Source organism: Microcoleus sp. B3-D2, from assembly GCF_036705345.1.
Taxonomy (GTDB): domain Bacteria; phylum Cyanobacteriota; class Cyanobacteriia; order Cyanobacteriales; family Microcoleaceae; genus Microcoleus.
Genome location: NZ_JAUBUG010000021.1, coordinates 51972 through 73793, shown reverse-complemented (window position 1 = coordinate 73793; position 21822 = coordinate 51972). Strand labels below are relative to the sequence as shown.

19 protein-coding genes and 1 pseudogene are annotated in these 21822 nt (G+C 46.4%); 5 read left to right on the top strand and 15 right to left on the bottom strand.

Going from position 1 to position 21822, the window contains the following annotated elements:
• Positions 1-104: 104 nt before the first annotated feature.
• Positions 105-1031 (bottom strand): glutaminase A, encoded by a 927-nt coding sequence (gene glsA, locus QUB14_RS10740; RefSeq protein ID WP_333216840.1) that lies wholly within the window; start codon positions 1029-1031, stop codon positions 105-107.
• A 449-nt stretch (positions 1032-1480) separates the two neighbouring features.
• On the opposite strand from glsA, the gene QUB14_RS10735 reads away from it, so the two are divergent.
• The gene (locus tag QUB14_RS10735) at positions 1481-1822 is read left to right on the top strand and encodes a hypothetical protein (protein WP_333216842.1); all 342 of its coding nucleotides are present in this window, start codon (positions 1481-1483) and stop codon (positions 1820-1822) included.
• Here the strand turns inward: QUB14_RS10735 and QUB14_RS10730 are convergent.
• The 3 genes from QUB14_RS10730 to pap form a co-directional block, all read right to left on the bottom strand.
• The gene (locus QUB14_RS10730; protein WP_333216844.1) at positions 1819-2682 is read right to left on the bottom strand and encodes a YdcF family protein; all 864 of its coding nucleotides are present in this window, start codon (positions 2680-2682) and stop codon (positions 1819-1821) included. The two genes, QUB14_RS10735 and QUB14_RS10730, sit on opposite strands and share 4 nt — an antisense overlap.
• Positions 2683-2941: 259 nt before the next feature.
• Positions 2942-3142 (bottom strand): hypothetical protein, encoded by a 201-nt coding sequence (locus tag QUB14_RS10725; protein ID WP_333216846.1) that lies wholly within the window; start codon positions 3140-3142, stop codon positions 2942-2944.
• 28 nt (positions 3143-3170) lie between these two features.
• Positions 3171-4658, bottom strand: coding sequence for a polyphosphate:AMP phosphotransferase (pap, locus tag QUB14_RS10720; protein ID WP_333216848.1), 1488 nt, complete (start codon positions 4656-4658; stop codon positions 3171-3173).
• 711 nt (positions 4659-5369) lie between these two features.
• On the opposite strand from pap, the gene QUB14_RS10715 reads away from it, so the two are divergent.
• Both QUB14_RS10715 and QUB14_RS10710 read left to right on the top strand, forming a co-directional pair.
• Positions 5370-6329, top strand: a complete 960-nt coding sequence (locus QUB14_RS10715) for a GNAT family N-acetyltransferase (protein ID WP_333216850.1) — start codon at positions 5370-5372, stop codon at positions 6327-6329.
• 453 nt (positions 6330-6782) lie between these two features.
• Positions 6783-6992: a DUF4915 domain-containing protein gene (locus QUB14_RS10710; RefSeq protein ID WP_445251831.1), complete on the top strand. Its 210-nt coding sequence runs from the start codon at positions 6783-6785 to the stop codon at positions 6990-6992.
• Positions 6993-7029: 37 nt separating this feature from the next.
• On the opposite strand, the gene QUB14_RS10705 is transcribed toward QUB14_RS10710, so the two are convergent.
• From QUB14_RS10705 to QUB14_RS10675, 7 genes are all read right to left on the bottom strand, one after another.
• Positions 7030-7929: an ABC transporter ATP-binding protein gene (locus QUB14_RS10705; protein ID WP_333216852.1), complete on the bottom strand. Its 900-nt coding sequence runs from the start codon at positions 7927-7929 to the stop codon at positions 7030-7032.
• Positions 7930-8055: 126 nt separating this feature from the next.
• The gene (locus tag QUB14_RS10700) at positions 8056-8829 is read right to left on the bottom strand and encodes an ABC transporter permease (protein WP_333216854.1); all 774 of its coding nucleotides are present in this window, start codon (positions 8827-8829) and stop codon (positions 8056-8058) included.
• A gap of 251 nt (positions 8830-9080) precedes the next feature.
• Positions 9081-10124 carry a hypothetical protein gene (locus QUB14_RS10695; protein ID WP_333216856.1) on the bottom strand — a complete coding sequence of 348 codons (1044 nt, stop codon included), beginning with the start codon at positions 10122-10124 and terminating at the stop codon, positions 9081-9083.
• Positions 10125-10631: 507 nt separating this feature from the next.
• Complete coding sequence (locus QUB14_RS10690; protein ID WP_333216858.1) at positions 10632-11462, bottom strand: hypothetical protein; 831 nt, start codon at positions 11460-11462, stop codon at positions 10632-10634.
• Between the two features lie 63 nt (positions 11463-11525).
• Entirely contained in the window at positions 11526-11702 is a 177-nt protein-coding gene (locus tag QUB14_RS10685) for a hypothetical protein (RefSeq protein ID WP_190693478.1), read from the bottom strand.
• Positions 11671-12696, bottom strand: coding sequence for an ABC transporter permease (locus QUB14_RS10680; protein ID WP_333216861.1), 1026 nt, complete (start codon positions 12694-12696; stop codon positions 11671-11673). The genes QUB14_RS10685 and QUB14_RS10680 overlap by 32 nt, the downstream gene beginning before the upstream one ends.
• Positions 12697-12904: 208 nt before the next feature.
• Positions 12905-13249 carry a hypothetical protein gene (locus QUB14_RS10675; RefSeq protein WP_333216863.1) on the bottom strand — a complete coding sequence of 115 codons (345 nt, stop codon included), beginning with the start codon at positions 13247-13249 and terminating at the stop codon, positions 12905-12907.
• 631 nt (positions 13250-13880) lie between these two features.
• Between QUB14_RS10675 and QUB14_RS10670 the strand changes: the two genes are divergently transcribed.
• On the top strand, positions 13881-17294 hold the full coding sequence (locus QUB14_RS10670; RefSeq protein ID WP_333216938.1) for a PAS domain S-box protein: 3414 nt from the start codon (positions 13881-13883) through the stop codon (positions 17292-17294).
• Positions 17295-17454: 160 nt separating this feature from the next.
• Here QUB14_RS10670 and QUB14_RS10665 read toward each other — a convergent pair whose 3' ends face one another.
• On the bottom strand, positions 17455-18786 hold the full coding sequence (locus QUB14_RS10665; RefSeq protein ID WP_333216865.1) for a tetratricopeptide repeat protein: 1332 nt from the start codon (positions 18784-18786) through the stop codon (positions 17455-17457).
• 79 nt (positions 18787-18865) lie between these two features.
• Between QUB14_RS10665 and QUB14_RS10660 the strand changes: the two are divergent.
• Positions 18866-19066 (top strand): annotated as a pseudogene (locus QUB14_RS10660) (ATP-binding protein); the annotation flags it as partial.
• A 46-nt stretch (positions 19067-19112) separates the two neighbouring features.
• Here the strand turns inward: QUB14_RS10660 and QUB14_RS10655 are convergent.
• The 3 genes from QUB14_RS10655 to QUB14_RS10645 form a co-directional block, all read right to left on the bottom strand.
• A complete protein-coding gene (locus QUB14_RS10655; RefSeq protein WP_333216869.1) occupies positions 19113-20180 on the bottom strand; it encodes an ABC transporter permease in 1068 nt (355 codons plus the stop codon).
• A gap of 153 nt (positions 20181-20333) precedes the next feature.
• Positions 20334-21467: an AI-2E family transporter gene (locus QUB14_RS10650; RefSeq protein WP_190663043.1), complete on the bottom strand. Its 1134-nt coding sequence runs from the start codon at positions 21465-21467 to the stop codon at positions 20334-20336.
• Between the two features lie 100 nt (positions 21468-21567).
• Complete coding sequence (locus QUB14_RS10645) at positions 21568-21768, bottom strand: hypothetical protein (RefSeq protein ID WP_333216872.1); 201 nt, start codon at positions 21766-21768, stop codon at positions 21568-21570.
• Positions 21769-21822: the final 54 nt, after the last annotated feature.

The window sequence follows — 21822 nt, the reverse complement described above, 5'->3', positions numbered from 1 at the left end:
CCGGGTTTTTGGCAGTTTATGCCAGGATTCACGAAATATTCTCGCAAAAAACTCCGGTGGTTGAGCGAAGTCGAAACCGTGACCACCCGTGCGTAATTCCTAATCTAATCAAACACGCTCAGCCGCAGAGTTTTAGCTATTTGTTCTAACAGAAATAAGCCACCGACAGAGTTTCCCTCTTTATCTAGGGGCGGACTGTAAAAGCCGATCGCACCTTGACCCGGAATTACCGAAAGCATTGCCCCGCTAACTCCCGACTTAGCCGGCAGTCCCACCCGCAGCGCAAAGCGGGCGGATGCTTCATACAAACCGCAAGTTGCCATCAGTGCTTTGACAGTACGGCAGTTTTCCCCGATTTGTCGATCGCCACTATTTACCAAAACCATCCCCAGCTTAGCTAAATCCTCCACAGTTCCCGACAAACAGCAGACGCGATTGTAGGTTTCTAAAGCTATTTCCGCGTTGTGAAGAGAACCAGATTCTACCATTTTCAAGGCGAGATTCCAATTATTTTGATTCGGATTTGTCTTCACTGAATCGAGCATTAACTCATCAACAAATAACTGACTGTTTGCCTGTTGATTCAGCCAAGTTCGCAAGTTTTGACAGCGCTCCACAGGATTTTGACCGGGAATCAAAGACGCTAGGGCGATCGCCCCGCTATTAATCATCGGATTTCTCGGCTTCCCTTGGTCTATTTCGAGTTGAGTTAGGGAATTGAAAGGCAGTTCCGAAGGCTCGCAGCCCACGCAGTCAAAAACCGTTTTTTCGCCCAATTCGCACAGCAAATAAAGCAGCACGAAGGGCTTGACTACGCTCATCAGCGGGAATGTTTGAGCAATGCTACCCCAGCTCAAAATTTGACCGTCAATTGCCCGAATTTGCGCGGCAAACCCTTGTCGATCGGCTTGCGCTAGGAGAGGTATGTACGCAGGGATTTGACCGGATTTACTGCGATCAATTGCCTCTTTTGCCCAAGCTGCCAGTTGTTCCGGTTGCAAGGAAGATAGTTGGCTGGTGGAGATTTTCACTCTCGATTATTTCGATCATTTTAAATTTTAGATTGGCATTCCTGGCGCAATAGTGAGCCAGAAACCCCGTTTATTAACCGAATTGCGTCACTTGGACCCGCTGCGGGAAGAAACTGGGTTTCTTCGGGGAGATAAACCAAGCTCGAACTTCAGGCTATTGACGTTTCGGCCTGCCGGGAGCAAATAAATTTTTCATAAAAAACCTGTACTTTGCATAAAAATCTCCCCTTCACCCCGATAGATAAGTAGCAGCTTCAAGGCAACGCTGCTAGCCAAAACAAACAAGCACTAGCTTGAAATGCCTTCAGATTCTTATGTTTAAGCCCCAGCAAGGGGCGGGGTGCATATTTAACTTAATTCTTTCAGAGTTCGCGCCATCCTATCCGGAAACCCCCCGAACCTTTAAGAATGTACTATCCAACCGAATCTACCAAAACCAGGATAAAAAAATGGCAGAAGCTAAAGCAGAAACACCAAAACCCGCTCCCATGATTTTTAAGGGTGTATGCAGCGACGGAGTTCTCAAAGGCAAAGAAATTGAAGGGAAACTAGATATCAAAGTCAACGTCGAATCTGTCAAAAGTCCAGCAGCACAACCCAAACCAAAAGCCGGGTGGGATACGACTGTATTTTGGGTGCTGTTTTTATTAGTTGCCAACTTGGCAGCCGGCGACCCCGCCGGAATGAGAAAATACAGCTCCCCACAAAGGTCTTCTTCTCATCAGATGTTAAACCAATCTGGGGAGCAGTCGCTGTTGCCTAAGAAAAACACCAGCAACTTGCCACTTTAGGCCCTGGGAGCCTGCCAGCCGCGCAAATAGTAATAGAAAGACCCGAAATATTCATCGAATACTCGCGTCGTAGTTACCAAAGCTTCTGCACTAGGCAAAAAATCTCCCGCGTCTAAGCGGAGTCTACTGGATCTCCCTCCTGAGGTGGGTTGAAAAGTGTAGAAGTCGGTAGCCCTAGGAATCACCTGGATTCCCATATTCGCAAAAGCGAGGCTGGCACGGCGCATCTGAATCGCAGATGTTACCAGGATTACTTTGCGCGCGGCGCCGCGGCTGTCGAGTATCTTTCTCACCTCTTCAGCGCTGGTGCGTATGTTGCTGCCGTTATCGTCGAGAACGATACTGCTGCGCGGCACGCCCATGTTGTTTGCCAGCAAAGTCTCGATATCCTTAGCTTCACCAACATAACCCTCCAACTCTGGTCTCGGGCCAGCGGTAACGATGACCATCGGTGCGAGTTGTTTTCTGTACAAAACGGCAGCATAGGGCAGGCGATTGCCTGTATCTGTTAGTTGAATCGCTACTCGGTTGGGGATGTGAGGCTGAGTGGTTCCCTTGCCCAGAAGGACGATCGCCGCTGCGGTTTCGTCGCAGCAAACTGTGCGGACGGCTGCGGCGGCGTCCCGTTCTGCTTGCTCGGCGAACCAGTAAGCGACAACTGGCATACTCGAAAGGATCAAAACTAGCAGCGCGGCCAGGATCATTCTCGGCGCCGGGTTGCGGATGCCCCCGTTCGTGATCAGCGCCGATGCAATCACCAGCAGCGTGATTGAAAAACCCAGCGGCTTAAAGAAGAAGGCTATGAGGCCGAAAATCGCTGCTCCGACCGGGGTGTCTGGCGCAAAAAAAGCTAGGATCAAAAGGCTGATCAGCAGCAAAACGCGCAGCCGATCTAATAATGGATTGTCTTTGCCTCCTGATTGCTCCCACCACGATCTGAGCAGTGAGAACAGGAGGAATAGAAATAGAATGCGAGCTAACAGTTCTGGCATCTTGCAATATTCTGTGTCTTCATAAATTAGTACAGAAGTTTTGGAAACGAGCGCGAATTTAGCTGCGGAAGGAAATACGGGAATCGGTGAGTTTTTAAATTTCGCCAATAACCCAGCCCGATCGCATTTATCCTAATGCTCGCTTCCGGTCAGCTATCAACCATTGGTTGCAGGCTGCAAGCCCGCTACTTCCAGTCACAGATTGCTGACCGTTAATTGGTAATTGATAACTGGTAATGGTTGATTGATAATTGGTAATGAATCGAGCACGCCGCAGGTGAAATTGGCAATTCAACTCTGCTTTCTGCTGCCTGCTTTTTTTCGCCATTACCTGTTACCCATTCACCAATCCCAATTTATCGGCGCTTCAGTTGATTCCGAATTGCCTGCGTTACCGTTTGAATTACTTTAACACGAGCATAATACTTGTTATCGGCCGCAATTAGCGTCCAGGGAGCAAGCGGCGTGCTGGTGCGGTGAATCATTTGATTCACCGCCACTTCATAATAATTCCACTTTTCCCGATTTCGCCAATCTTCCTCGGTGAGTTTGTATTGTTTAAAGGGATTGTTTTGCCGCTCTGTAAACCGCTTTAGTTGCTCGTCAGGACTGATGTGCAGCCAGAATTTAACTAAGACACAACCGAAACTGGTGAGTTGCTCCTCAAATTCGTTGATTTCCTGATAAGCTCGGCGCCATTCGGGTTCGGTGGCAAATCCTTCGACTCGCTCGACGAGCACTCTACCATACCAACTGCGATCGCAAATGCTGATTTTACCAGCCGTTGGCAGCCGTCGCCAGAACCGCCAGAGGTAGTGATGTGCTTTTTCTTCGTCTGTCGGAGCCGCAAAGGCATTAACGGTGTAACTGCGGGGGTCTAATACGTCCGTCAAGCGTTTGATTGCTCCTCCTTTACCGGCGGCGTCCCAACCTTCAAACAGCACTAATACGGGGATTTCCTCTTCGTAGATGCTTTGTTGCAGTTTGCCAAAACGGGTTTGTTGTTCGCGAAGTTGCTGTTTGTATTCGTCGGGCGACAGCGATTGAGTTAAATCTACTTGGGCCAGCAAGTCGGGTTCGCTGGGTTGCAAGCTTTCTTGAGGTGGCAATTTTACGGGTGCAGATTGCATCGGCAGTCTGTCTAAGGCTTCTGTAATTGTCGCTGCCATTTGCGTTAAAACTTTGACTCTGGCCCACCGCTGACAATCGCCTTCTACTAGCGTCCAAGGTACCGGGCCCGTGCCGGTTTGGGCTACCATTTCTTCGGCAAAAGTTGTGTATTCTTCGTATTTTTTGGCTTGTTTCCAATCTTCGGGCCGCACTCGCCAAGCTTGTAAGGTGTCGTCTTCTAGTTTTTTGAGCCGGTGCTTGAGCTCTTTTTTGCTCAAGTGAATCCAAAATTTGGCAATTGCCGCGCCGTCATCTACCATCTGTCGCTCGAAGGCGTTGATTTGCCGGATGGCTGTCGGTACTTCTGCCTCGGAGACTCGATCGAACAATCGGTCTTCTAAAATGTGAGTGTACCAACTGTGGTAGAAAAAGCCAATTTTGCCGCGGGCGGGGAGTTTCTGCCAAAACCGCCATAGGAAAGGATAGCCCATTTCTGCATCTGACGGCGGCCAAATTGGGTGGACGGCAAACCCCCGCGGGTCCATATACCCCACCATTTTTTTGACTAAAGCGCCTTTGCCGGCGGCGGCCCAACCTTCGAGGACGATAATTGCGGGCAATTTTTTTTCCCAGCAGGCCAGTTGGAGCGATCGCAACTGTTTCATTAAAACTTCTATCTTGGCATCGTAGGTTTCTTTATCCAGGGAGATATCTAAATCGAGGTTGTCGAGCATATTTACCTCATATAAATCTGAAAAAACTGTTTAACGTTAGTTTAACGTTTGGATAAAATTAAATCCTCAACTCCGGGAAAAACGTTATAAAAATTACAGTTACGGCTGGTTAAAAGCCGCAGCGCTCCTGCAATCAAATGCCACCCTGGTTAATACTAGCAAGAATCCCTCGATTTCAAACTTGCAAAAAAAAACAGCTCAGGTTATAGTTGAAATAGGGAACTTTTAAATAAGTTCAATTTCTCCCCTCCCCCGATCGGGCGAGTTAACAGGAGGAGCCAAAAATCCCTGAAAAAGGATTTATTGTAAAACAGAGCAAAAGTAAAAATCAACTACCCGGTGGGGGTGACAACTTCTTTACTTAGCTGTAGAAACTTTATTCAAACAATAGTAGTTACTTAAGCACCAAGCTTGGTAACGAAAGAGAGCGCGACTCATCGACATCCAGCCATAAACTCCCATACAAAACTAGCCCCAAAGGGCAAACCAATTTTTATGATTGCGCTATAAGATAAAACCTGAAAGCCTGGGTGATATAAACAGGTTTCTGAGTTTTATCGACACCACAATAAATCTGCATTACATCCGCGTTTATCCGCGTTCATCTGCGGTTAATCATCAAAAACTCGGAGTTTTGCAAGAAATTCACTGTACTTGTTTGCCAATACCACTTAAGAGGAACAGTCCGAAATTACGGATTGCAAGTTTTCTATGAATATCTTAACAACACGCTCCTACAATGGCGAAACTGACTGGTGCGCGATCGCAAATTTAATCGATGCTTGCGAAACAGTCGATCGCCTCGGCGAAGAAGTCTCAGCAACTGAACTCAAGCTCGTACTTGATGCACCCAAACTCGACCAAGCCCGCGACGTGCAGTTGTGGGAAGATGGTAATTACAAACTAATTGGTTTAGCACTCCTAGATATGCCCGATTCGCCAGAGGAAATAGACGCTTGTCTCTGGTTTTACGTGCATCCAAAGGTGCGCGGCGCAGGTTTGGAAAAAGACATAATTAAGTGGGGCGAAAAGCGGCTGCGCGAAGTAGGAAAAGAACGCAATTTGCCGGCAAAATTGCGTACATACAGCCGCGAGGACAAAACCGATGAGATGCGACTGTTAGAAAAACAGGGCTTTGAGGTCGATCGCTATTTTTGGACAATGGCCCGATCCCTCGCCGAACCGATTCCCGCGCCGGAATTCCCCGCAGATTTTGCACTGACGCACGTCTCGGGAGAACAAGACATCCAACCTTGGGTAGAGATGTTCAACCAGTCATTTATCGATCACTGGAATCACCACGATTTAACTGCGGAAACCGTGCGTTATTGGATGCAAGATGCGAATTATCAGCCGGAATTAGACTTGATTGCTGTTTCGGGCGATCGCAAATTTGCAGCTTTTTGCGACTGTCAAATTAAACCCCAAAAAAACGCCCGCAGCGCCACAAAAGACGGTTGGATTGAATTGTTGGGTACGCGGCGCGATTTTCGGAAAATGGGTTTAGGAAAAGCGATGCTGCTGGCCGGTATGCACTCCTTAAAAGCGGCGGGTGCAAACACAGCTAAACTCAGCGTCGATGCTGACAGTTTGACGGGGGCGACAAAGCTTTACAAATCAGTCGGTTTCCGCCCGATGGAAACTTGGATCGAATGGGCTAAAACTGTGTAGAAAAAGGTTGGTACTGAAGGCTAGATCCCCGACTTCTTAAAGAAGTCGGAGATCTAACATGGTTGTGTATAGTTTTTGATGCTGTAGGGGCGGGTTTTACCAACAATATTTGCCTAAAACCCATAATCTCGTAAACCCGCCCCCACCCAACGGTAAATCACAATCTACCTCTTTCAAGATACAAGGAGCGGGTTTTAGCAAAAATATTTGAAGCTAGGCAAGGGAGAAATAAACCCGCCCCGTCTTTCGTTTCTTTCCTAAATCAGCCGAAAATTCGCCGATGTAATCGAATTGGCACTCACTCCAATCATCACACCTAACTCCTCTCCTGTCAAGACATTTTTGATGAGAGTTCCCTGAGTATTTTGAGTTATTTCCAACTGACCAAAACTCAAACCTCCGCTTAGTGCGATCGAATCTTGACCTACGGTAAAATCAGCTAGCGGTTTAGAATTGGATGAGTTATTGGTAGCAAAGGATGCTGAGGCTCGCTGTGGTATGATGGCGATCGATTTGACTACGGGGGCGATGGTTCACTGGTTGCGGTTTGAAGGTATTGTCACAGAACTTTATGATGTGCAGGTGATTCCTGGAGTGCAAAAGCCGATGGCGTTGGGTTTTCTAACGGAAGAAATTGCTCAGTTAATTACTTTGGAACTTTAACCGCAGATGGTGGCGGATATACGCGGATGAACGCAGATTAAGATGCAGTTTGTTTGGTGACTTCGACATAAATATGTTCTAATCGCACCGGATACCGAGCGATTGAATCAATAGAAATCCCGTCGAACCGCAAAATAATCTCTTTTAATTCTAAACGTTCCGGCAGCCAAAAAGCTAAATCGCTACCGTAGCGGCGGGGGATGAAACTGTATTGTTTAGCGCGGGCGATGACTTCAGCTTCTTCGTCGGTTTTTACCACGATAATTTCTTGAGCCGGAATCAGTTTTTGCAACTCCTCCAAACTGCCCTCAGCGACCATACTGCCATTTTTCAGAATACCGATTTTCTGACACAGACGCTCAGCTTCATCCAATAAATGAGTTGTCAGCAGAATTGTAACTCCTTCCGATTGCAAGCGCTGAATTAACTCCCAAATTTCATAGCGGGCCTCAATATCTAAACCCGTTGTCGGTTCGTCTAAAATTACTAATTTAGGTTGGTGCACCAAAGCCACTGCAATATTCAAACGGCGCTGCATTCCTCCGCTCAAAGTTTCTACGGGGCTTGTAGCTCTATCTGTCAAATTTACGGCTTTCAAACAGTGTCTTACTTGATAGCGCCGCTGCTTGCGCTCTAAGCCGTAAATTTGAGCAAAAAAGTTTAGGTTTTCCTCGCAGCTAAGGCTTTTGTAAAGCAAATTTTCTTGAGGCGCTACACCTATTAAGGATTTTGTAGAGTCAGAAACAGGTTCGCCATTAATATAAACTTGACCGCTGTCGGCATTTAGCAAATTACATAAAATATTGATAGTTGTAGTTTTTCCCGCCCCGTTTGGTCCGAGCAAACCGTAAATTTCTCCAGATTGAATGTGCAGTGTTAAATCTTTAAGCACTGAACGCTCGCCGTAAGACTTATTTAGCTTTTCTATTTGCAGCACTGCTTTAATTCTCCGTATTATTTTATATATTTACGGTTGTTTCTGAACGATTAAACCGCAGAGAGCGCAGAGGGCGCTGAGTCTCCAGAAGAGAGAGATGAATAATTACGACATAATGAGATAGTTTTAAAGTCTTCTTTCTACTCTCAGCATTCTACGGTAAGAAAGCCATCCACCTGCAATCATGGCAATAGAAAATATGAATAAATACCAAAAGTGTTCTGCAATATCAGCCAAATCTTTGCCGTCAGCCCACACGCCCATCAGCGCTTCGTTCATGTGATAAATTGGGTTGTACTGGGCGAGTTCCAGCAGACTTTGGGGAAAGAGCGAAGTAGGCAAAAATGCGCCTCCTAAAATCAACAAAGGAACGCCGAAAGCAGCTACTAGGGAGTTGACATCTTCAGTGCGCCTCGCAAACTGGGTGCCGAGAATAAAGCCTACACCTACATAAGATACAATACTGAGCAGAATTATCGCACATCCTAGCAGAATAGAGCCTTGGAATTGTGCTCCTAAAAAAGAGGCGATCGTGTATACTAAAATTACCTGACCGATGCCGATGCAACTGTGGGCCAGGAAAATTCCTAAAAAGTAGGAAGTGCCGCTCAGCGGGGAAATAAACAAGCGTTTGAGGGTATGCTGTTCTCGCTCTGCTACTACTGTTGCTACGCTACCACCGAGACAGCTAAAAAATAAAGCCGCTCCTACTAAGCTTGCAGGTGCAGCAACTTCAAAGGCTTTTGCTGTGGTGAGATTAGCGCGTTCTTTTAAAATTAAACCGTTAATTAGCAAGATAGAAACTGGAAAAATACTCCACAATACTAAGCTGCGTCGCCGCCTCCCCAATTCAATTAAAATCCGCTGTGCTACTGCGAGCGTTTCGTACCAGTATTTCATAGCAAATATATTAGTATTGTGAGAATAGGGGATTGGCGATCGCGCCACCGGATATCATACCATAGAGGTGCAAATAAGTTTAACTCTCAATAAAAAACCCGCCGGCGCGGGTTGTGTGATTTTAGGGGGATAGGTTTTAACCCCAGTAAAAAAAAAGAACGGAACTGTAACAAGTTCCAAACCCATATCGAATCAGTTATTCCCTATCTAAGATCGAAAATCGTATAACTTATCGCCCTCTGTCGCTGCTGTCAATTAATACTAAAGTTCTTACCTCTGTAGCATCCTTGAAAAGAAGCTAAACTGGTGCGGTTTCTCTGTTCCAATTTAGTCACCAGGGAGGAAATATTGGAACTCCCAGGGGTAGCATCCCACTTGTAGATAAAGTCGCCGAGATTGTCTCCGGTTTCTTCGTAGCTGTGCTCTTCTACCGGAATTCCCGAAACTCCTGAAATAGTTTGGTTGTGGTATCCGTTAACGATGATTTTTTCGATAACGGCGCCGGGTTCTGCGGTAATGTTCCATTGCACCGGTTCGTAGGCTGAAAGCGCGAGAATTATTGGCTTGTTTCGGCGTTCTACTTTGACTTCGATCGCACTTTTTGATAAATCTCGGTTCTTGTGATCCGCATTGGCTTCGTAAACGCCTATTAAATGAAGTTCTTTGTTTCCGCTTGAGGAACCGATATAAGCTGAAAAATCGTCGGAACCGCCAAGCCCGCAGGTGGCGCCAGAACTAATTGGGGAAATAAAAGCTGTTTTTTCGCCTAGTTTCTGCTGCACCGTTGGCACTACCCACAATCCGGTTCCGATTCCTAAAGCACCTATCAAAGCGGCGGCGATACCGAACGGAAGGGCATTTGTCAGGTTGCGAACAACTGGTTTGGCTGTTAGTTGAGATAGGGTTTGCTGCCAAGTTTCACCAGTTTGTCGATCGGCATTGCCACCATCAAGACACGCCAATAAACCTAAACTTTCCGGCTGTTCGAGCAAACTTTGAACTGTTTTCCCTTCGCCGACGTAGAGATTTCTAGTTTCCGTGTCTAAAAGCAGCCAGTAGCGATCGCCCTCGCCGAGGTTGTACTCTTGTACCGCAGGATCGACTAAATCGTGCTGCAAAAACACCAGCCAAGCCATATTATTGCCAGTGCCGACTGTTTTGCCGTCGCTGGAAATAAGCTGGTCGATGTCGGGCTCCCAGCGCCAAGCTACCCAGCGACTATCTCCTCGATAGCCGAGGGATTTTTCTAGTTGCGGATGAGCGGTTATTTCTAAGCGTTGAACTAAGTTTGACACTAGGTGTCCTCCTCAAGTGCGATCGGGTCTAGAGCAATTTTGTTCCAATTTATTAAAACAAATATTTTGCTCATGAAGAGCCTCCGAATAATCGGGTTAATTTTGTCTGGCTAATGTTATCAGCCGGTACTTTCCAAACCACACTGGCTTAACAAAAATATGCCTGTTGAATGGTTTAGCTTGAGAACTTGGAGCTGGCGAGCACCCGCCTGGTAATAAATTTAACCTTTGCTGATAACTAATCCTGTTACGGATTAAAGCTGGCTATTTCTCACTGCTTCTACCTGGTTGTCCAGTTTTGAAAGAGTGTTTGGTCGATAGCGTCTACAAGTTCTTAGCTTAACTTTTATTTGGCTACTCTGCTACAAAATATGCCGATCGCACCTGACATCAATATTACGCAGGCAAATAAATATTCCGGCTTTCTCGCGGGTGAACAATCCCTAAAAAAGAGACGGTTTCAGAGAAACCCGGTTTCTGTGATAGAAAGTTCTGGCACTTCGCCTATTACTGGCGGGGGCCATCAATCGCATCTCTAGTCGGTGCCACACCTCCGGGGCTAAAGGAACTCGGCGGCACTCTCGGAAGATTGAGATTGGGAGTGGGAACTAAATCCCCGTTGCTGTCGCCAGCAGTTCCACCCGTGGGAGACGCACTATTATTGGGACTGGTACTCGGCGAAGTTCCTGGATTGGCATTATTGGGAGTGACATAGGGCGAACTTCCCGGATTGAGATTATTCTGATTGGTATTCGGCGAAGTTCCCGGATTGGCATTATTGGGAGTGGTATAGGGCGAACTTCCCGGATTGAGATTATTGGGATTGGTACTCGGTGAACTTCCCGGATTGGCATTATTGGGAGTACCTGCGGGCGAAGTTCCCGGATTCTGATTATTCTGATTCGTATTGGGCGAAGTTCCCGGATTCTGATTATTCTGATTGGTATTGGGGGCCGTTCCCGGATTCTGATTATTCTGATTGTTGGGATTTGCCGTGCCTGCAGGAGTAGTTATCGGCGTGCCGGCACCATCTACGGTGATGGCGTTGGGGTTCGGGGGAGCAGGCGGAGCACCTCCATTGGGGTTATTTGCAGGAGCATTGGCGGGGTTGCCCGCAACCGGAGCAGTATTTTGGGGAGCAGCATTGCTGCCGCACAAGCTGACTAAATCAAAAGTTGTGCCGCCTCGGGTTTCGATGAAGCAAACCGGCACATTTACTTGGGGGTTTGAGGCTCTGGGAAAGTCGGCTGTTCCCGGCATGGGACGGCTAAAGGCAGCTTCAGCCATCAGTGGGGTCAAGGCCGCCGATAGAGCGGCGATTGTTCGCAATAATCTCATCAGCGTTTCCTCAAATGTATAATTTTATTTTCTCCAGTATTGCCCATAAATTGCCAAGTGTCGTCACTCTAAAAGCCGATCGATCTTTTTGACAACTGCTTCTACAGGGCCACCGCTGGCTGCAACATCTCGCGAACGCAGAAAGTACAGGTAGAAAAAGCCGAAAGTGGCATAGTCGCGCATCCGTTGCCCTTCTTCCTTGATATTTTTAGTACCGAATTCGCGGGTCAACGTAAGCATTCAAAATATCAATTACAATGCTGGCAATTACTACAATTGCCGCAAAAAACACCACAATACCTTGAACAGTTGGATAATCCCGCAAGCTAATCGCTTCGTAAAGGCGATTTGCCAACCCCGGCCAAGAAAAAGTAACCTCTGTTAAAATAGCACCGCCCAACAGTGCAGCAAAAGTCAATCCTAAGACAGTAATCACGGGAATTAGCGCATTTTTCAGAGCGTGAGCCCATAAAATCTGCAATTCTGGAATGCCTCTAGCTCTAGCTGCTTCGACATAATCTGCTTGCAAAGTTTGCTTGAGATTCACCCTGACAATGCGCTCGAAAATGCCGCTCAAAAGAATGCCCAGCGTCAAACTCGGAAGTGCCAAATAATGCAAAGATGTGAGAAACTGACCAGGGTTAGCGCTCAGGAGACTGTCAATCGTGTATAGTCCTGTGTAGCCTTCGGGGGCGGGGAATGTCACGGGAAAGCGAGTTCCCAAGGGAAACCATCCCAACTGCACTGCGAAAATCAACTGCAAAACCATGCCGGCCCAAAAAGCGGGCAGCGAGTAAGTGATAATGCCAAACAAACGGCCGACAGCATCGAAAATAGTGTTGGGGCGAGATGCTGCTAGGGAACCGATACTGATGCCGACAATTAAAGCTATGGCCATGCTACAAACTGCTAATTCCACTGTAGCGGGGAAATAGTCGCCGATAATTTGCCACACGGTTTGTCCGCGAGTGGTGATGGAGGTTCCCAAGTCGAAGCTCAACAAGTCTTTCATGTATTTGAGATATTGCTGCCACAGGGGTGCGTCGAGGCCGAGTTGAGTTCGCATTGCTTCTTTGGCGCCTGCGGGAGCTCGCGAGCCGAGAATGGCATCTATGGGGTCGCCCGGAGTGGCCCGCAGCAACAAAAATACTGCTGTGGTGATTGTCCACAACATTAGCGGTGCGAGGAGCAAGCGGACAAAAATATAAGATTGCAGGGCTTTGGAACGAGACATAATATTTGGGAATTGCCAATTGCGAAGTCGTTAGTCATTAATCAGATGTTGAAGACATCAGGCAGATGGAAGCTAGAAGCTGGAAAAAACAGATATTTTATATCTGCGACTTCCGTGCCGCGAATCAGGGGAATTGGGAATTGCGAATAGACAGTTGAGTTGATTTTTGCGAAAAAGTCGATCGACTTTTTCGCAATTGGCGATTTTCCTATTCGCCCAGCAGCGATTCAAAGGCGGCTTGCAAAGACTTGATATCGCCTACTCTGGCTACTAACAAGTTTTCGCTGCCGGCATCCTCCAGCCTATGCCTCCAATACTGGATGCTATCGGAGTTGTTCATCCAGAAACTAATCACGGTGTCTACAACTCGATCGACATCCCAGCCCCGGTAAGGAGAAACTGTCTCCACGGATGCCACAAACGCATCGAGAGTACACTTCCAGTTTCCCAAGTATTCTACACCCGACGGCTGCTGTTGTTGCAGTAATTCCTGCTGCTGGTTAAAAAACGTTAAAGTTGGAGATACGCCCAGGATTTCAAATGTATAGTTCATGTCATCCTCCAGAAGTATTATTTTGCCAAAATGTCGGTCGTCCAAAAAAGCCAAAAACGCTTTACTTTGCTGCCCTCAATGAACTGCAGATGTTTCAATTATCCTATGAGCGCTCGATCGGGATTTTGGTCGATTATCTTATTAATAGCAAATTTTCCAACAGTGGATTGTCACATAATTTACATTTGTCCTGGCACTGTAGAAAAAATGAAAATCAAATTTTTATTAAGCAGGGGTAAGGTGGGGCATCCGCACCCGGAGGAACTGATACAGTTTTAGATTTGAGATTTTAAATTTTAGATTAAAGAATTGAATAATTGGGAATGACTGATGACAACCAGGGTTGGATCGCGGGTCTACAATTGCATTTTTTCTAACCTGGTGTGACTTTTTGTCCGCGAGTCCCCAGAGCGATCGCCACATTCAGGCAAGTAGTGGCATGATTAATATTACAATTTTTTACAGTAGCGGGGGAAACCTCAGCCCCGTTTTGAGCGATCGGCTACCGCACTTCACTATTGCTGTACAATTTTGTAACTTATATCTAGGGCATCTTTTAAACGACAAACGATCGGCAAACTCGGTAGGTGTCAGAATATTGATGTTATTGAAAAGTCTGAACAGTTGTCTGATGAAAAGCTCCCCCAAGATGTCACTGAGCCTAGTCTTGTTGATACCGCTGGTGGTGCAAATCTCCGTAGCAGTCGGCGTGACTGGATGGCTTTCGTTTCGCAACGGCCAGAAAGCCGTCAATGACCTTGCTACTAGGTTAAGCTTGGAAGTCGCAGCGAGGACTAAAGAAAATTTCCGCAGTTTTGGGGATGTGTCTCATTTATTCCTGCAAATGAATAGTGCTGCGATCGCCTCTGGAAACTTAGACCCGGAAGACTTCCCCAACTTAGAGCGCTATTTGTGGAACCAGACCAAGCTGAGCGATCGAACTACAACCATCTACTACGGCGACGAACAGGGCAAATTCCTCTTGCTCAGGCGAGAAGCAGAAGACTTAGTATACATCAGAGACGAATCAACCGCTCCAAACCGCCAAATTTATCGCCTGGACAGCCAAGGAAATCGCACTGAGCTAATCCAAACCGTGTTCTATGACCCCCGTACAAGACCGTGGTACAAAGCTGCCAAAAAGTCAGGAAAAGCCACTTGGTCTCCCATCTACGTCTTCGCAGCCCCGCCAGTTCTGGGGATTACGCCGGTGATGCCTATTTACAATGAAACAGGAAACCTGCGCGGGGTATTGGCAATTGACCTGACTCTTTCTCAAATCAGCGATTTTCTCAAAAGCATCAAAATTAGCCCGTCTGGACAAATTTTCGCGATCGAACGCAGCGGCCAAATAGTCGCCAGTTCCACAGACGAATTGCCCTTTGTCACCGACAAAGACGGACAAAAACGGCTGTTGGCGACACAGAGCAAAAACTTGCTAATTCGATCGGCCTCCACATATTTGCAAAAACGATTTGGTAGTTTTGAACGCATTGACAGCAAAGGACAGTTTACCTTCGAGATAGACGGCAAACGTCAATTCATTACCGTTGCTCCCCTGCAAGACGGTCGTGGCCTCGATTGGCTGGTTGTAGTCGCAATCCCGGAAGCAGACTTTATGGAGCAAATTAACGCCAACACTCGCACAACTATCTTATTGTGCTTTTTTGCCTTCGTACTGGCGATCGCACTCGGAATTTTCACCTCTCGCTGGGTTGTCAAACCGATTACCCGATTGCTGGAAGCTTCCAAAGCTTTAAAAAAAATGTCCGAATCATCCGACTTCACCTCCGCAGAATTAAACGGCGAAGTCGAAGTTCAAGGCGTCAAAGAACTCGGCCTTCTAGCTCAGTCTTTCAATCAAATGGCCCGACAATTGCGATCGTCTTTTATTGCCCTAGAACAAACCAACTCTAGTTTAGAACAGCGAGTAGCAGAGCGGACTGGCGAACTCGAAGCCGCCGAAGCAGAATTGCGGGCTTTGTTTGCAGCTATGAACGAATTAATTATAGTTGTGGACGCCAGCGGTCGCTATTTAAAAATCGCGCCCACAAATCTTTCTCTGCTCTACAAACCAGTCGAAGAATTAGTTGGCAAAACAGTCACAGAGGTGTTTCCGCAAGCTACAGCCGACAATTTTCTCAACCACATCCGAGCAGCTTTAGATACTCAGCAAACTGTCAGCATCGAGTACGATTTAACCATTGAAGACCGCGACGTTTATTTTGCCGCCAGCATTTCACCGCTTTCAGAAGAATCCGTCATTGTGGTAGCCCGCGACATTACCGAACAGAAGCGAGGCGAATCGGCGCGACACCAAAGGCAAAAACAATTGCTCAAACACAATACGGTTTTGGTAGAATTGGCAAGAAATAAAGCGCTGTATCGAGGCGATTTGCAAGTAGCTTTGAGGCAAATCACCGAAGCGGCGGCTCATACCTTACAGACAGAAAAAGCTGGCGCGTGGCTGTATGATGAGAGTCGAGCGAAACTGCAATGTCTCGACCAATTTAGCCGCAGCAAGCACCAGCATTCCCAAGGTAATGAACTCGCAGCAGCAGACTATCCAGCTTATTTTCAAGCTTTGGAAGAACACCGGACGATCGCAGCCGAGGACGCTCTCTCAGATATTAGAACTAGAGAATTTGTGGAATCTTACTTTGCACCAATGGGTACTACATCAACCTTAGACGCGCCAGTGCGCCTCGGCGGACAAACAGTGGGAGTCATCTGTATCGAACAAGTGGGAACTACTCGCAATTGGACATTAGAAGAACAAAATTTTGCTGCTTCCCTGGCAGATTTGGTATCATTGGCGATCGAAGCCAGCGAGCGCGATCGTACACAAATCGCTTTGCGTCAAGCAGAACAAAAATACCGCAGCATCTTTGAAAATGCCGTCGAAGGGATTTTTCAAAGAACCCCCGAAGGCCACTTCTTGAGCGTAAATCCAGCTTTAGCGCGCATCTACGGCTACGCCAGTCCCGAAGAATTGACATCAAATCTCACAAACATCAGACAGCAAGCTTACGTCAATCCTCAGCAGGGCGACAAGTTTATGCGGGTGATGGAAGAATTCGGAGAAATTTCGGGGTTTGAGTCAGAAGTTTACCGCGTTGACGGCAGTGTAATTTGGATTTCCGAAAGCGCGCGTGCAGTGTGCGACGCGGACGGCGAGGTACTCTACTATGAAGGCAGCGTCGAGGATATTAGCGATCGTAAAGTCTTTGAATCCGCCTTGCAACTCGCCCTAGAAGCAGCCGAAGCCGCTTCCACCGCAAAAAGCGCATTTTTAGCAAACATGAGCCACGAACTGCGAACACCTCTGAATGCCATCATCGGCTACAGCGAAATGCTCCAAGAAGAAACCGCAGAATTGGGTTACGATGAACTCACCCCAGATTTAGACAAAATTCGCACTTCCGGCCGACACTTGCTATCGCTAATTAACGACATTCTCGACATTTCTAAAATCGAAGCCGGTCGCATGGATCTTTACTTAGAAACCTTCGACATCGCCGCCTTGATTGAAGATGTCGCCTCCACCGCCGCGCCGCTAATTGAGAAAAACGGCAACACCCTTAACTTGGATCGAATTACGAATATCGGCACTATGCACGGTGACATTACCAAAGTGCAGCAGATTTTATTAAATTTGCTGAGCAATGCCGCCAAATTCACTCAAAACGGTACAATTACCCTCACAGCCAGCCGAGAAAAAATGGCGGGCGACAGCAGCGAAGCAAAACAAGAAAACTCTTCTGAACCTGTGGCAAGTTCTCAATATTCAATTGCTAGTAAAGAATTTTTAGTTGTTAATTGTATAGATACAGGAATTGGGATGACTCCCGACCAGTTGCAGCAAATTTTCCAACCGTTTACGCAAGCAGACGCTTCCACCACCCGCAAGTACGGCGGCACCGGTTTGGGACTAGCAATCAGCCAGCGTTTTTGCCTAATGATGGGCGGCAATATTTCAGTAAAAAGTCAGGAGGGTGTAGGTTCTACTTTTAGCATCCGCTTACCTGTTAATCCGCCAAATTAGGGCGGAGCGCACACGCAGGATTCAATTTCAGAAAAAAAGAATGCTGGCGCACCTTACAAAATAAGTTCCCCTAAAGAAGGGAGACTTCAAACCAAGTAGGGAAGCAAAAAGTAAAAAGAACATTCTTTTTATTTTTTATTTCTTACTTTTATCTTACTCATCACGGCTCTGTACTTGGCTGAGATTCTGGAGTCACCACCCCACTCGTATCTATATACTCAATCATCTCTCGTTTTTTCTTATCAATAAACCATTTATACTGATCGATCGTTTCGGGACGAGCCTTGCTCATACACTTTTTTTCCCAGTCCAATTTCTCTTTTTCATCGTCCGCTCGCTGTTTTTCGTTTGTTTTATCTTTTCTCCCTTCCATAACCTTTTTCATAGCCTCTGGGAGTAAGCAATAAGCCATGCCTCCACCGAGCTGTTTTTCTAGAATTTTTTCGTCGAGAGCAACTGCTTTTCGGAGTTCTTTTTCAGCCTCCTCGTAAAATCCTTGTTCGAGCAGTACCCAGCCCAAGTTTAGATGCAGTTCATAGTTGAGTTGATCGTCTTTTTTTCTAGATCCTTTAGTAAACTCTTCTAATCCAATTCGCAGTAAAGATTCAGCGTCAATCAGTTTCTTTTTGCTAATATAAACGCGACCTAAATTATTAAAGGCGCGGGCATCTCCTCGCTCTACAACTCTTTGATACAGCTTTTGAGCTGGATCTATATCTCCCAAAGATTCGTATATTTCTCCCAAGGCCATTAGAATGTCAGAATCCTGGGGAGCTATTTTGGCCGCTTGCTCGTATTGCGCTTTGGCTTTTACCAGTAAACCTTGTTTGTAGAGTTTTTTTCCTTCTCGATAGTTCCATTTCCCAATCTCAGGCAAAGAGTTATTGACTCCCACAGAAGCCAACAATAACATTGCGGTAATTCCCAAGGTTGCTTGACTGTGAAACTGGGGAGAAATATTGAGTTTTTTGAGGAGGTTTTTAATCTTTTCTTGTCCTGTGTTCTGCAAGGTGCGGATTAACGTGAGAATTAACCCTCCTTGTCCCAGCAGGCCTAATGCCTCCAAGAAACCGAATCCTCCCGTGGAAAAGAGTTGAATGAAGGTTGTCAGATAGGCCCCTACCGCCGTCAATCCAGCGATAGTCAGCCCGTTGAACAACGGATCGAGGGGATGTGAGTGGGAAACTTCCTCGTCGGAAGTCGGTTCGAGAAACCACCACCAAGCTTCTGGAGAGGGGTGAAATGTCGATCGCCATTCTGCCAAATTTGCTCCTCTGGCGATCGCAGGGGCTTGTTTTTTCAGGAAGTTGTCCAATTCGAGTAGTTTAGCCAAACTTTCCACAGAAAGCTGGGTTTTCTCGCTGAGTGCTTCTTCGATCGCGTCGCGAGTAACTAAAATATGGAGAATTTCTATTTCTGAGGGTTCAGACTTTGCCAATTTTAGGTTAGTGAGAGCATCAGTATATTGAGCTAAGGCCTGTTCTAATTTCACGAGCCGACTGGAATAATTAGATTACTGAAAAAATTTTACAGCAAATTGCAGGTATATACTTGAAGATAATTGTAGCCCACAGTTGCCGCACATTTTCCAACTCTTTACCCAAGCATACGCTTCCACCACCCGCAAGTACGGCGGCACCGGTTTGGGACTAGCAATCAGCCAGCGTTTTTGCCTAATGATGGGCGGCAATATTTCAGTAAAAAGTCAGGAGGGTGTTGGTTCTACTTTCACCATTCGCTTGCCGGTTAATCTGCAAAATTACGGGGCGTAACTGTTACACCGGCTATGCCTGGGAACTAGAAATTACTAACTCCCAATTACCTTTGAATGCTTCTCGGATCGAGAGCATCCCGCAACCCATCCCCCAATAAATTAAACGCCAAAACAGTCAAAATAATCAGTATCGCCGGAGGCCAAACCAGCCAAGGCTGCAACACTAAAATTGAAGCATTAGTAGACAGGGATAGCAAATTTCCCCAAGAAGGATCTGGCTGTTGAATTCCCAACCCAATTAAACTCAAAACCGACTCCGCCACAATAAAACCAGGAACAGACAAAGTGGCAGAAATAATTACGTAAGTTGCAGTTTGCGGCAAAACGTGGCGGACAATAATATAAATTGGATTGGCGCCCATTGCCCGCGCCGCTTGCACGAATTCTAGCTGTTTAATTGACAGTACCTGACCGCGAATCACCCGCGCTAAACTCGCCCAACTGATAAATGAAGTAATCAGCACAATCAATATAAATCGCTGAGCACTTGTCAATCCCGGTGGCAATACTGCTGCTAGCGCTACTAATAAATAAAGACCGGGAATCGTCATCAATACTTCGGCGAAACGCATTAAAATACTATCAATCCAACTGCCGAAATAACCAGATATGCCTCCGATAAACAATCCCAATGGAAAAGAAATTGCTATTCCTACTAAACCGATGCTGAGGCTAATTCTGCTGCCGTGTACTAAGCGACTGAATTGATCGCGAGCTTGCTCATCCGTGCCTAAAAGATTAATTTGACCTTCTCCTGTAGTGCCAAACAGGTGCCTGTCAAATGGCAAAAATCCTAAAAATTTATAGGGGGAACCTTTGACAAACAAACCGAGAACAGAGGGTTTTTGCCAGTCTACAATTATCTCACGAGCACCGGTATTAGCATCCACCGGGCCCTGAGTAGTCGGATAAACGTGGGGCCCGATAAAGCGCCCGTCTTGGGTGCTTAAATAAATCTGAGTCGGTGGCAGCAATGAACCGTTTAATTGAGAGTCGTAGGGGTCGTAAGGTGCCACAAATTCGGCCAAAAGCGCGACTGTATAAAAAATTAACAGTAGCACGGCTCCCAACCGAGCTAGAGGATTGTTTCTAAGATTTTGCCACCAGTTCATAAGTTTTTAGGTTTGAGATTTTAAGTGGGTTAGTAATAAAGACTAAAGTTCTTTGTAGAAACTTTAGTCTGTTCTTAATGGACTCAGCAGCCAAAACTTAATTCCTGACTTATAACAGTTTTCATAAGTGAATTACTTACTACAAAAATTAGACTACTTTTGTTCATCTCCGACCAAGATTATTCTAGTTTCATCGTCTGGTATTTTCCCCAATTCCTCGCCGCTAAAAGGATTGTAGAAAAATGAGCCTGTTTGGGGCGGCAATTTGGGATTGAGTACAATTTCTACTATACTTTTTACAACCCCAGTGAGCGGAATTGCCAGGATAACTCCCAACAATCCTCCCACTCTGCCTCCTAACAGCAAAGCTGTGAAAATAACTACCGGACTCAATCCGGTGAGATTGCCCATGATTCGGGGAGCTACTAAATTATCCTTGATTTGCTGGAGACCGATCGCCACTACCAACACTTGCAGCGCCAGCCACCAATCAATAAAGGCTACAATTATACTAACAGTGCCAATTCCCAAAGTGGCCCCAATAAACGGAATTATTTCCGTCAATCCTATAAACACGGCAAACAACAGAAAAAACGGAACTTGCAGCCACCAAAAAGCCATAGTTAGCGAGATGGCCATAAATAGTCCCAGCAATAACTGTCCCGATACAAATCGCTGGAGGTTTCGCTCCAAAGTCTCTGTTAAAACATAGCGAATGTCTGGGGAAAAAATGCTGGTCAAACCCTGCCACACTCTTTGCCCGTCTAGGAGCATATAAAAAGAAATCACGACAATAAAAATTAAGTCCAAAAACCAGTTAAAAGTACCGACAACTAAGCCTAAACCCGTACCGGCGATCGCCTGGACTTCTCCCTGGACTCTAGCTGACAGTTGCTGCTCCAATATTTGCACGTCAAACGGTAAATTGCGCTCGGCACTCCAGGCTTGAAATTCAGCTAGCTGCAGCCGCCCCGACTCCAGCAATTCCGGGAACCTCACCCCCAACTGCCTCGCTTGGCTGAACACCGGCGGCACAATAGTTACACCGATTACTACTACTATCACACCCGCAGTTAAATAAACCAGCGCCGCAGCTACTCCCCGGGGCAAAAATACTTGCAGTCTTTTTACTGCATAATTTAATAAAAATGCAACGAGTCCCGCCGTTACTAAAATGCTGACCAGTTCCCCAACATAACTGACAGCAGTCAGGGTAAACCATCCCGTCACTAGCACTAGCAGCCAAGTAATTAGAAACTGTTGGAGGGGAGAAAAGAGACTATTCATTGTGATTTTTTTTAAATAAAGTGGCACAACTTTTTCAGCAGATGTGCCGTATTATACAGTAAACACATGACAGTATAGATTAGGAATAATCAGTTCAAGATTAGACTGACTTTTGTGAGCCTTGATACATAGGTGACGGCCAAGCCACTTGGGGAGAGACAATGCCAGCCCGATCGCCCCCACGATCGCGAATCACGCTAATATTCAGTATGGCCCAGAGGCAGATCAAATTAAATCTCGATCGTACAAACTTCGATCGACAGTTAATCAAAATCGCCATTGTAGGGTGAAACGGCGCCATACTCACCCAAAAGGAGGAAGCGCTTCTCCAGATGCCCTCGGCTAAAATGAACTA